The organism is Nonomuraea aurantiaca, from assembly GCF_020215705.1.
Lineage (GTDB): Bacteria > Actinomycetota > Actinomycetes > Streptosporangiales > Streptosporangiaceae > Nonomuraea > Nonomuraea aurantiaca.
The window spans coordinates 151,277-162,126 of record NZ_JAIWNB010000024.1; the positions used below are offsets into that span (position 1 = coordinate 151,277).

A 10,850-nucleotide genomic window follows, 5' to 3' on the forward strand; every position below is an offset into this window, starting at 1 on the left:
CGTGTTCCTTCCGATCGACCGGCTCATGTCCTGTCCCTTCCGATCGACCGGCTCATGTCCTGTCCCTTCCGATCGACCGGCTGATCCGGCTCGCGGCCAGTACCACGGCCACGACCACGACGCCGGGCAGCGTCGTCAGCCACCACGAGGTGGCCAGGTAGTTGCGGCCCTCCGAGATGAGCAGTCCCCACTCGGGCGTCGGCGGCTCGGCGCCGTAGCCGAGGAAGCCGAGCGTCGAGATGGCCAGGATCGCCACCCCGAACTGCAGGGCGGCCAGCGCGATGATCGGGCCGAGCGAGTTGGGCAGGACGTGCCGCCAGAGCACCGCCGGGAACCGGCCGCCGCTGCCGAACGCGGCCTCCACGTAGTCGGACCGGCGCACCCGTACGACCTCCGAGCGCGCCAGGCGGGCGAAGGCCGCGACGGACCCGATGCCCACGGCGATCGCCACGTTGACCGTGCCGGGACCGAGCAGGATGATCACCGTCAGCGCCAGGAGCAGGCCGGGCACGGACAGCAGGACGTCGGCCACCCGCATGACGGCGTCGTCGAGCAGCCCGCCGGTCGAGCCGGCCAGCAGGCCGAGCAGCGTGCCCGCGAGCAGGCCCACGGCGACGGCGACGAACGCGCCCGACAGGGAGTGCACGGAGCCGTGCACCACGCGGGCGAACAGGTCGCGGCCCACGGCGTCGGTGCCGAACAGGTGCTCGAGGCTCGGCGGGCGCAGCTTCTCGGCCGGCACCCCGGCCAGCGGGTCGTACCCGGTGAACAGGGCGGGCACGACGGCCCAGAGCACGACGAGAGCGATCGTCAACCAGGACAGAACCTTCACGCCGCCGCCTCCCAGAGCACCACAAGGGACAGGATCTTCACGCCGACGCCTTCAGCCGGGGGTCGAGCACCGGGAACAGCAGGTCCACGCCCAGGTTGACCAGGACGAACACGGTGCTCGCGAGCACCACGACGGCCAGCATCACCGGCGTGTCCTGCGCGTTGACCGCCTGCTCGGTCAGCCGCCCGATGCCGTTGCGGCCGAAGACCGTCTCGGTGACGACCGACCCCGCGATGAGCTCGCCGAACGTCATCCCGGCGACGGTCAGCGCGGGCAGCACCGCGTTGCGGGCCACGTGCCGCCACAGGATCCACCACCGCGACGCGCCCTTGGCGGCCACGACGGGTACGAACGGCTGCGTGTAGACCTGGTCGATGCCGCGCGCCAGCACCTGCGCGATCGGCGCCGAGATCGGCACGGCCAGCGTCAGCACCGGCAGCAGGAGTTGCTGCGTCTGGCTGCCACCGATCACCGGCACCAGCCCGAGCCGGAACGAGAACACCTGGATCAGCAGGATCCCCAGCCAGAAGGCCGGCACCGAGACGAACAGCGACGGCACCGCCAGCAGCGCCCCGCGCAGCCAGGACGTTCGGCTGTAACCGGCGGCGAAGGCGAGCGCCACAGCGATCAGCACGGCCAGCGCGAATCCCGCCGTGGCCAGCTCGGCCGTCTCCGGCAGCGCCTCGGCCAGCCGCTCGACCACCGGTGTGCCGGTGTCGATCGAGTAGCCGAAGCCGCCGCGCAGGAAGCCGAGCAGCGTGTGGAGGTAGCCGATGATCGGCGGGTCGCCGCCGCCGTAGTAGGCGCGGATCTCGGCGATCTGCTGGGGTGACAGCCCGAGCTCCGGGTTCTGGAACTTGATCAGGATCGAGTCGCCGGGCAGGAGCTGGAGGAGCACGTAGCCGGCCGTGAAGGCGGCCCACAGCACCAGCGCCGCCTGTCCGACACGCATCAGGACGTATCGGGTCACCGCTTCGACAGCCAGACCGAGTAGAACGTGGGCCTGGCCACCGCCTCGAAGGCGACACCCTGGACGTAGGGGGCGGCGCCGTAGACCTGAGGCTCCTCGAACAGCGGGATCGCGTAGCCCCGGTCCACCACGTAGCGCTGGATCTCGCCGACCTTGGCGTCGCGGGCGGACTTGTCCGCCAGGGCCGACTCCTCCTCCAGCAGCTTGTCGAGCTTGGTGTCCTTGGACAGGATGACGTCGCGGTTCTGGCTGTGGAAGTGGCTCTTGATCACGTCCTCGTCGGCGCGGCCGACCATCGAGTGGGCGATGGCGGTCTTCTCCGCGTCCTTGATGTCGACGGCCTGGGTGCCGGCGTCGGCGGGGCGGATCTCCAGCTTCACGCCGATCTTGGTCCACTGCTGGGCGACGAGTTCGAGGGTCTGCTTGGACAGCGGTTGGGGGCCTGAGACGAAGACGCCGAGCTGGAGCGGCTTGCCGTCCTTGGCGCGGATGCCGTCGGCGCCGCGCGCCCAGCCGGCCTTGTCGAGCAGGGCGTTGGCCTTGGCGGGGTCGTAGGCGAGCTCCTTGGACAGGTCGACGTACCCGTGGGCGAGGTGGCTGAGGACCGAGGTGGCGACCGGGTAGCTCGGGGTGAAGAGGGTGTCGACCACCTCCTTGGCGTTGGTTCCTGCCTGGAGCGCCTTGCGTACGTCGCGGTCGCTGAGGATGCTGTTGCCGGGCCGGAGGTAGAGGCCGTTGTTCACGCCTCTGGTCGGCTCCGCATAAATCTTGAAATTCGCGTCTTTGACGGTTTTTTCGTCATAAGCCTGGACGTAGCGGACGTAGTCGGCCTGGCCGGAGGTGAGCGCGCCCACCCGCACGTTGTCCTCGGGCGTCACGATGATCTTGATCGTGTCGAGGTACGCGCGGCCCTGGTGCTTCGACGACGCCGGCGCCCAGTTGTAGTCCTTGCGGGCGGCCAGGTCGATCTCCTTGTCCACGACCTGTTTCGCCACGGTGAACGGGCCGGACCCGATGACGTTCTTGAGCTGGCACTGCTGTTCGTACGGCAGTGAGATCGTCTTCTTCGACACCAGGCCCGCGCCGATGACCGAGGTTCCTTGGAGAAAACCGGGTGACGACTTCTTGAAATGGAAGCGCACGGTTCTGTTGTCGATGACCTCACTACGTTCGTAGTTGTTGACGAACTCGGCCGGGGGCAGCTTGAGGTCGGTGTCGCCCAGGCCGTACACGTCGAAGTTGGCGGCCACGGCCGCGGCGTCGAGCGGGCTGCCGTCGCTGAACGTCACGCCGTCGCGAAGGTGGAAGGTGTACTCGGTGGCGTCCTTGTTCACCTCCCACTTGGTGGCGATCCACGGCTCGATCCGCAGCGTCTTCGGGTCCTGCCAGGTCAGCTTGTCGGTGAGCTGGTTCAGCACGCCGCCGTTCGGATAGAACCCGGCGGCGGGCAGGTAGAGGCAGGTCGGCGGCTGATGCTCCAGGTAGGTCAGCGTGCCCCCGTAGACGGGTGCCCCTCCGGCGGTCTGCGCCTGGACGGCGGGACCGCCGCTGCCGCAGGCGGCGAGGAGCCCCGAGACGGCCAGCCCCGAGGCGGTGAGCATGGTGAGCGCGGCGGAACGCATGGGACATCCTTCACGGTGGTCGCTGGAACTAAAACCACCATATCCTACCTAGATAGTAGGTATATCATCCACCTCTGCCCTCTCGGCGGCCTGGCTGAGCGCCGCGTGCCGGGCGGGGGACGTCAGCGGGGGACGCTAGTCGCCCGTCACGCCGTCGATCAGCTCGCGCAGGAGGTCGGCGTGACCGTTGTGACGGGCGTACTCCTCGATCATGTGGACGAGGATCCACCGGTGGGAGCAGTCCTCTCCGTGGCGCTGTGCTTTGCCCAGGGCGTCGAGCGGCACCCCGGCGGACACCTCGCGGGCGTGCTCGATCTCGGTCTGCCAGGTCTTGAACGCCTCGTCGGCCGAGGCGGTGTCGACGTCGTCGAAGTCCGCGTCTTGGTTGGTGTCCTTGCCCCACAGCTTCGGGGCGTCCTCGCCGTTCAGCACCCCCCGGTACCAGGCCCGCTCCACATGGGCCATGTGACGGACCAAGCCGAGCAGCGACAAGGTCGATGGCGCGGCGGAACGCTGCCGCAGCTGCTCCTCCGACAGGCCCTCGCACTTGAGGGCCAGGGTCTCGCGATGCCAGTCGAGCCAGTTGGTGAGCATGGCGCGCTCGTCGGCGATGAAAGGGGGCGGGATGCGATTGTCACTCATGCTGGGTAAACGTAGCTGACTGCCCGAGTTACCGTCGAAGTAGACCATCCAGGAAGGCCTGTTTGGCGAACCAATAGCTGGAAGCGGGAGTCGAACGGGTCAGGGGCGGAAACGACGGGGGGATCGTGATCATGAGGCGGCTGATGGCCGCGCTGGCGGTGGTCACGTTGACATCGACATCGTGCGGGGGGATCGGGCAGGCATCCACGGTGCGACAGGCCTCCGTCCGGTCGGAGGATCCGGTCGCTACGGTCGCGCCGACGTGGATCCGCGGGCTGCGGGTGGTTCGCGACAACGGCAAGGAGGAATCCTGCGCCTGGTCGACCACGTACCCGCAGATTCCGAGCGCGCAGCCGCTGACGGACGCGCTGCGCCGGCTGGTCGAGGAGCGACGGGCCGCGTTCCTGCAGTGGGCGCGGGAGAGCGGGTGCGGCGAGCAGGCCGGGAAGGCGCCCGAGCTGAACATGGGGTTCGGCTTCGTGGCGGCCTCGGGTGACGTGATCGGGGTCCGGTTCACCGTCTATCAGCTCGGGGGCGCGGGCGACGGCAAGTCGACGACGTCGCTCTGGTACGACGGGGTCAAGGGCCAGGTGGTGCCCGCCCTGTCACTCATCGACGCGGCGTCCATGAACGCGTTCGAGGAGCTGACCGGCAAGGCGCTGGAGGGCATCGACCGGCAGGCGTGGCTCGCGGACCGGAGCGCCCGGACGCTCGACGACCTGGCCTTCACCAAGGACGGCGACCTGGTCGTGACCTTCGACGAAGGAGAGGTGGCGGCGGGGGCCGTCGGCCAGGCGCAGGCCGTGTTGCCGCGCGCCGAGGTGGAGCCGCTGCTGTCGGACTTCGGCCGGCGGGCGCGGGCCCAGGTCATGCGTCCGGCTGACCGGATGGCGCTGCCCGGATATACGGCGGACGGCTCGGTCGACTGCCGCCAGGTCAAGTGCGTGGCGCTCACCTTCGACGACGGCCCGAGTCCGTACACCCCCAGGTTGCTCCAGTACCTGGCCAGGTACCGGGCGCGGGCCACGTTCTTCGTCGTCGGCCAGAACGTGATCGCGCGCCCTGGTGTGGTGCGCGGCGCCGTGCGGGCCGGGCACGAGGTCGGGAACCACAGCTGGTCGCACCGCGACCTGACCGGGCTGTCCGCCCGTGGGGTGCGAGCGGACCTGGCCAGGACCGACCAGGCGATCCGGAAGGCGACCGGGGTGACGCCCACGCTGGTCCGCCCGCCGTACGGTGCCTTCGACCGCGTCGTGCGCAGGCAGTCGCCGCACCCGCTGGTGCTGTGGAGCGTGGACACGCTGGACTGGTTGTACCGCAACAGCGGCCACGTGACCCGTGCCGCGGTCGGCCCGGCGCGACCCGGATCAATCATTCTTTTTCATGACATCAGGCCGACCACCGTGGCGGCGATCCCCCATGTGCTGAAGCGGCTGGCCAAGCGCGGCTTCCACTTCGTGACGGTGAGCGAGCTGTACGGCGGCCATCCTCCCGCGCTCGCCATCCACGGGCCGAGCCCGAGACATCCATGACCCCTCAGAGGTGGACGTACTCGTAGTCGAGCGGCCGGCCGTTGATGCCGTTGCGCGGCGGGGCCAGCCAGGCGGCGATCTTGCCGGGTTCGTAGACCGGCCGCATCAGACTGTGGACGTACGCCTTGTCGGCCGGGGTGGGCAGCCAGCGGTCCCGGTCGTGCTCCCAGGTCGCCCGGTCGACGAGGCGGCCGTCCGGCGTGAGGTGGTGACCGGCGAACACGCCGACTTGGCGGTTGAAGCCGACATGCGGCAGGTACAGGGTGGCGACGCCGTCCAGGATGCGGTTCCACCGGGTCAGTCCGGTGGCGCAGTCGGCGATGTACTCCCCGCGCAGGTCGGCGTTGAGCGCGGTCAGCGCGGGCAGGCGCACGTCGGCCAGGCGGCCGTCCACGACCTGCTGGACGGTGGTGGCCGCCTCGGTGAGCAGGTGGTCGTCCTTGCGGCGTTCCTCCTGCCAGCGGCCCTTGAGCCCGGCCGTGTAGTAGTTGGCCACGTTCGTGGAGGTCTCGCCGCCGAACAGGTCCAGGCTGACGCTGTAGTGGAAGTTGATGTACTTCTGAATGACATCAAGCGGGATGCCGCCATATTTCTGGATGTCGTCGGTGTCGTGCTCGCGCATCAGCGTCGCCGTGCGCTCCACCACCCGGTCCACGCCGGTGGTGCCGACGAACATGTGGTGGGCCTCCTCCTTCAGCATGAACTCACACGTACGGCTGAGCGGATCGAACGCGCTCTCCTTCAGCGTGCCCAGCTGGTACTTGCCGTCGCGGTCGGTGAAGTAGGTGAACATGAAGAACGACAGCCAGTCCGGCGTCTCCTCGTTGAAGGCGCCCAGGATGCGCGGGGAGTCCTCGCTGCCGGAGTTGCGCAGCAGCAGCGCGTCGGCCTCGTCGCGACCGGCGCGGCCGAAGTAGGCGTGCAGCAGGTAGACCATGGCCCACAGGTGCCGGCCCTCCTCGACGTTGACCTGGAACAGGTTGCGCAGGTCGTACAGGCTGGGCGCGGTCAGCCCGAGGCGGCGCTGCTGCTCCACGCTGGCCGGTTCGGTGTCGCCCTGCACCACGATGAGCCGCTGCAGCTCGGCGCGGAACTCGCCGGGCACCTGCTGCCAGACCGGCTGCCCCCGGTGCTGGCCGAAGGCGATGCGCCGGTCGGGGTCGCGCTCGGCCAGGAAGATGCCCCACCGGTATTCGGGCAGCGCCACGTGGCCGAAGTGCGCCCAGCCCTCCCGGCCCACCGCCACCGCCGTGCGCAGGTAGACGTCCTGGGTCGGCAGCGCCGGTCCCATCTCGCCCCACCAGCGCAGGAAGCCGGGCTGCCACGACTCCAGCGCCCGTTGCAGCCGCCGGTCCTCGGCCAGGTTGACGTTGTTCGGGATGCGCTCGCCGTAGTCGATGGACATCTCACACTCGCTTCCGGTCGAAGGCGGGCCGCTGCCCGGTGCCGTAGCGGCGCAGCGCGCCCTCGGGACCGGCGGCGTTGGGCCGGTTGAACACCCAGTTCTGCCAGGCGGTGAGCCGGGCGAAGATCTTCGTCTCCAGCGTCTCGGGGCCGGCGAAGCGATGGTTGGCCTCCATCGCGGTCAACGCGTCCGGGCTCAGGGCCGCCCGCTCCTCCAGCGCGATGCGTACCTCGTCCGCCCAGTCGATGTCGTCGAGCGCGAAGGTGACCAGGCCCTGCTCGTCCGCCTCGGCGGCGTCGATCTCGCGGCCGGTCTCCTGGCGCAGCTTGGCGAGGTGGCCGGGGTCGCCGAGGAAGCGGGCGGCCAGCCGGGACAGGCCGTTGCCCATGGGGAACGCGCCGAAGTTCGCCTCGGTGAGGGTGATCGCCGTGCCCTCCTCGTCGTACATGTACTGGCGGTCGCAGGCCAGTGCCAGCTCCAGCAGCGGCCCGGCGAAGCAGCTGCCCGGCTCGATCAGCGCGATCAGGCTGCGGCTCGTCACGTCCAGGCGTTTGAGCGTGCGCTTGTAGTAGTGCCGGATCTCGTCGGCCGGCCAGCCGTCGCCCTGCCAAGCTTCGAGTACGCGCCGGGCGTCGCCCTGGGTCTTGATCACCCAGGTGCCCAGCTCCAGCTCGTTGGTGCGCAGCCGCAGGATCAGGTCGTCCAGCTCCCGGGTGAGCGCCAGCGGCCAGGACTCGCTCTCCTGCCGCGGGCCGTACACCGTGATGGTGACCAGCCCGTTCGCCCGGTCGAGGGCCGCGGTGACGTTCGGGTAGCGGATCTCGTCCGCGCTCACCTCGCGCTCCAGCGGGGTCAGCGCGATCCCCTCGGCCGCGCGCGGGCGGGTGGAGCGGGCGGCGGCCTCGGCGGCGCGCCGCCGCACCGTCTCCTCGAACCTGCTGCGCGGCACCGCCTCGTCGACCAGGCCCCACTCCACCGCGCGCGAGCCGCGCACGCCCTCGCTGCGGGTGGCGAACACGTCCGCCAAGTCCTTGCGTACGCCGCGCTTGTCGACCAGCCGGGTCAGCCCCCCGGTGCCGGGCAGTACGGCGAGCAGCGGCACCTCCGGCAGCGACACGGCCGTGGAGCCGTCGTCCAGCAGGATGATCCGGTCGCAGGCCAGCGCCAGCTCGAAGCCGCCGCCGGCCGCCGTGCCGTTGATCGCCGCGAGGTAGGTCTGGCCGGAGTTCGCGGTCGCGTCCTCGATGCCGTTGCGGGTCTCGTTGGTGAACTTGCAGAAGTTCACCTTCCAGGAGTGCGAGGACCCGGCCAGCATCCTGATGTTGGCACCCGCGCAGAACACCTTCTCCAGGCCGCCGGTGATGATCACGGCGCGGCCCTCGGGGTGCTCGAAGCGCAGGCGCTGGACGGCGTCGTACAGCTCGATGTCCACGCCCAGGTCGTAGGAGTTGAGCTTGAGCTCGTAGCCGGGGACCAGGCCGCCGTGCTCATCGACCTGGAGGACGATGCGGGCGATCTCGCCGTCGTACTCGACGCGGAGGTGGCGGTAGCGGTCGGGGTGGGTGTCGAAGGAGATCTCGGGTGCTGACACGTCCTTAATTTCGACATCATTATTTCGCTACGTCAAGCATCTGTAGCATTTAATAGGCTGCTCGGGAAAGCGCTTACTCCCGGCCGGAGGCCAGATGCCCGAGCACCGCATTCACGACACCGAGCCCGGTCTGACCTGGGAGGACGCGTTCCTTTCCGGCAACGGCGAGTACGGGATCATGGTCTACGGCGAGCCGCACGCCCAGCGCGTGGTGTTCGACCATCACCGCTTCGTCCTGCCCAACGGCACCCGCGACCTGCGCCCGCCCGCGATCGCCGACCGGCTGGGGGAGATCCGCGAGCTGATCCTGTCCGGGCGGGCCGCCGAGGCGCAGCGGGTGGCGGCGGACGGGCGCGGCCTGGTCTGGACGCAGGCGTTCCATCCGGGGTACGAGCTGGTCGTCGAGGGCGCGTGCGCCGGGCCCTATCGGCGCGTCACCGACTTCACGACCGGGGAGATCGTGGTCACCACGGGCTTCGCGACCGGGGAGGTTGTAGGCACGGCGGGTGGGCGCGCACACCACGCGTTCGTCTCGCGGGCCGACTCCGTCGTGGTCCAGCGGCTGACCGGCGAGCTGAGGCTGCGTCTGACCGGTGACCTGCCGGGCAAGCCCGCCGACGTCGTCTACCAGACCGCCGCTTACGAGAAGGATGGGCACGTCTTCCTGAGTGCTCGCGGCGCCTACCCGGCCGGGCTGGGCGCCGCCGGGTTCGAGGGGCTGACGCTCGTCCTGGCGGCCGACGTCTCCGTGTCGGGCGACGAGGTGGTGACGCGGGGCGAGACGCTGCTGCTGACGAAGCTGGACCGCTACGAGGAGCCCGGCTGGGGCACCGACCGGCTGGAAGCCGCGCTCAACGCCCTGGCCGGCCACTCGTACGACGAGCTGCTGGCCCGACATGTCGCCATCCATCGGCCCATCTACGAGCGGGTCACCCTTGACCTGGGTGTGGCCGGAGATCCGCCGGTCGGCGAGCTGATCGCCGAGCCGCCCGGCCCCGCCCTGATCGAGCGGTTGTTCCATTCGGGCCGCTACCTGCTGCTCAGCTCGTCGGGCGTGCTGCCGCCCCGGCTCACCGGTCTCTGGCTCGGCGCGTGGGGAGCGGCCTGGTCGGGCGACTTCACCACCGACGCCAACCTCAACCTTCAGTTGGCCGGGGTGAACATCGGCGCGATGCCCGAGCTCATGGCCGGGTACGCCGCCCTGATCCGCGATCAGATCGACCACTGGCGGGTCAACGCCCGCGAGATCTACGGCGTCGACGGCATCCTCGCGCCCAGCCGCACCGATGGGGAGAGCGGTTACCTGTTCCACTTCGACGAGGACTGGCCGTGGACGATGTGGCTGGCCGGGGCCGACTGGCTGCTGTACCCGCTCCACGAGCACCACCAGGTCACCGGCGAGCTGGTCGAAGAGCTGCCGGGCTGGCTGGCGGAGGCGGCGGCGTTCTGGGAGGAGTTCCTGGCCGGGTCCGGCTTCGTGATCGTGCCGTCGTTCTCGCCCGAGGTGGGTCCCGAGGGCTCCTCGTACGCGAGCGTCAACGCGACCATGGACATCGCGGCGGCCCGTCACGCCCTGGGCCTGGCCGGATCCCCGCTGGCGGAGCGGCTGCCGCCGTACCGGATCGACGAGCGGGGCGCGCTCACGGAGTGGGCGTGGGACGCGGCGCCGCACGAGGATCACCGGCACGTCAGCCACCTCTATCCGGTGTGGCCGCTGCACGAGATCAACCCCGACGACGAGCCGGAGCTGGCCAAGGCCGCGCACCGCGCCCTGGAACTGCGCGGCGACGAGAACCTGTCGGCCCACGGCAGCCTGCACCGGGCGCTGGCGGCGGCCCGGCTGAAGGACGCGGGGCTGGCCCAGGCCAACCTGATGAAGATCCTGGGCACGGACATGCTGTTCCGATCACTCATGACGTCCCACAACCCGGGCCGGGAGATCTACAACGCCGACGCCGCGCACACCCTGCACGGGCTGGTCATCGAGCTGCTGGTGGACTCCCGGCCGGGGGTGGTGGAGCTGCTGCCCGCCGTACGCGAGCTGCTGCCGAAGGGGACGATCCGCGGCGTCGCCTGCCGGGGGCGGGTCGTCGTCGAGGAGCTGACCTGGGGCGAGGGGAGCGTGCGGGCGGTGCTGCGCTCGCCGGTGGACCAGCGGATCATCCTGATCCACCGCGCCTCCGGGCACCGGGAGGAGGTCGAACTGGTGGCGGGCGAACCCCACCTGGTGGTCATCGACGGCTGAGAGCCGTGAAA

General features: G+C 70.1%; 8 protein-coding genes. 2 read left to right on the forward strand and 6 right to left on the reverse strand.

Translation table 11 applies throughout. The features are described from left to right. Positions 1 to 52: 52 nt before the first annotated feature. The 4 genes from LDL49_RS41590 to LDL49_RS41605 form a co-directional block, all read right to left on the reverse strand. On the reverse strand, positions 53 to 832 hold the full coding sequence (locus tag LDL49_RS41590; RefSeq protein WP_225300141.1) for an ABC transporter permease: 780 nt from the start codon (positions 830 to 832) through the stop codon (positions 53 to 55). A gap of 37 nt (positions 833 to 869) precedes the next feature. Beyond that, complete coding sequence (locus LDL49_RS41595; RefSeq protein WP_225300143.1) at positions 870 to 1,784, reverse strand: ABC transporter permease; 915 nt, start codon at positions 1,782 to 1,784, stop codon at positions 870 to 872. A 14-nt stretch (positions 1,785 to 1,798) separates the two neighbouring features. Then, positions 1,799 to 3,424 carry a TIGR04028 family ABC transporter substrate-binding protein gene (locus LDL49_RS41600; protein ID WP_225300145.1) on the reverse strand — a complete coding sequence of 542 codons (1,626 nt, stop codon included), beginning with the start codon at positions 3,422 to 3,424 and terminating at the stop codon, positions 1,799 to 1,801. 135 nt (positions 3,425 to 3,559) lie between these two features. Beyond that, complete coding sequence (locus tag LDL49_RS41605; RefSeq protein ID WP_225300147.1) at positions 3,560 to 4,066, reverse strand: DinB family protein; 507 nt, start codon at positions 4,064 to 4,066, stop codon at positions 3,560 to 3,562. Between the two features lie 131 nt (positions 4,067 to 4,197). Between LDL49_RS41605 and LDL49_RS41610 the strand changes: the two genes are divergently transcribed. Beyond that, entirely contained in the window at positions 4,198 to 5,598 is a 1,401-nt protein-coding gene (locus tag LDL49_RS41610; RefSeq protein ID WP_225300149.1) for a polysaccharide deacetylase family protein, read from the forward strand. 4 nt (positions 5,599 to 5,602) lie between these two features. Here the strand turns inward: LDL49_RS41610 and boxB are convergent, their stop codons facing one another. Both boxB and boxC read right to left on the reverse strand, forming a co-directional pair. Then, positions 5,603 to 7,003 carry a benzoyl-CoA 2,3-epoxidase subunit BoxB gene (gene boxB / locus LDL49_RS41615; protein ID WP_225300151.1) on the reverse strand — a complete coding sequence of 467 codons (1,401 nt, stop codon included), beginning with the start codon at positions 7,001 to 7,003 and terminating at the stop codon, positions 5,603 to 5,605. 1 nt (position 7,004) lies between these two features. Further along, positions 7,005 to 8,594 carry a 2,3-epoxybenzoyl-CoA dihydrolase gene (gene boxC / locus LDL49_RS41620; protein WP_225300153.1) on the reverse strand — a complete coding sequence of 530 codons (1,590 nt, stop codon included), beginning with the start codon at positions 8,592 to 8,594 and terminating at the stop codon, positions 7,005 to 7,007. A gap of 94 nt (positions 8,595 to 8,688) precedes the next feature. Here boxC and LDL49_RS41625 point away from each other — a divergent pair, with 94 nt between their 5' ends. Continuing rightward, positions 8,689 to 10,839, forward strand: a complete 2,151-nt coding sequence (locus tag LDL49_RS41625; RefSeq protein WP_225300155.1) for a glycosyl hydrolase family 95 catalytic domain-containing protein — start codon at positions 8,689 to 8,691, stop codon at positions 10,837 to 10,839. Positions 10,840 to 10,850 lie beyond the last annotated feature (11 nt).

Coding starts and splice junctions, on each gene's coding strand:
- LDL49_RS41600 (WP_225300145.1), bottom strand. CDS start 3,424: ATGCGTTCCGCCGCGCTCACCATGCTCACCGCCTCGGGGCTGGCCGTC.
- LDL49_RS41605 (WP_225300147.1), bottom strand. CDS start 4,066: ATGAGTGACAATCGCATCCCGCCCCCTTTCATCGCCGACGAGCGCGCC.
- boxB (WP_225300151.1), bottom strand. CDS start 7,003: ATGTCCATCGACTACGGCGAGCGCATCCCGAACAACGTCAACCTGGCC.
- LDL49_RS41595 (WP_225300143.1), bottom strand. CDS start 1,784: ATGCGTGTCGGACAGGCGGCGCTGGTGCTGTGGGCCGCCTTCACGGCC.
- LDL49_RS41610 (WP_225300149.1), top strand. CDS start 4,198: ATGAGGCGGCTGATGGCCGCGCTGGCGGTGGTCACGTTGACATCGACA.
- LDL49_RS41625 (WP_225300155.1), top strand. CDS start 8,689: ATGCCCGAGCACCGCATTCACGACACCGAGCCCGGTCTGACCTGGGAG.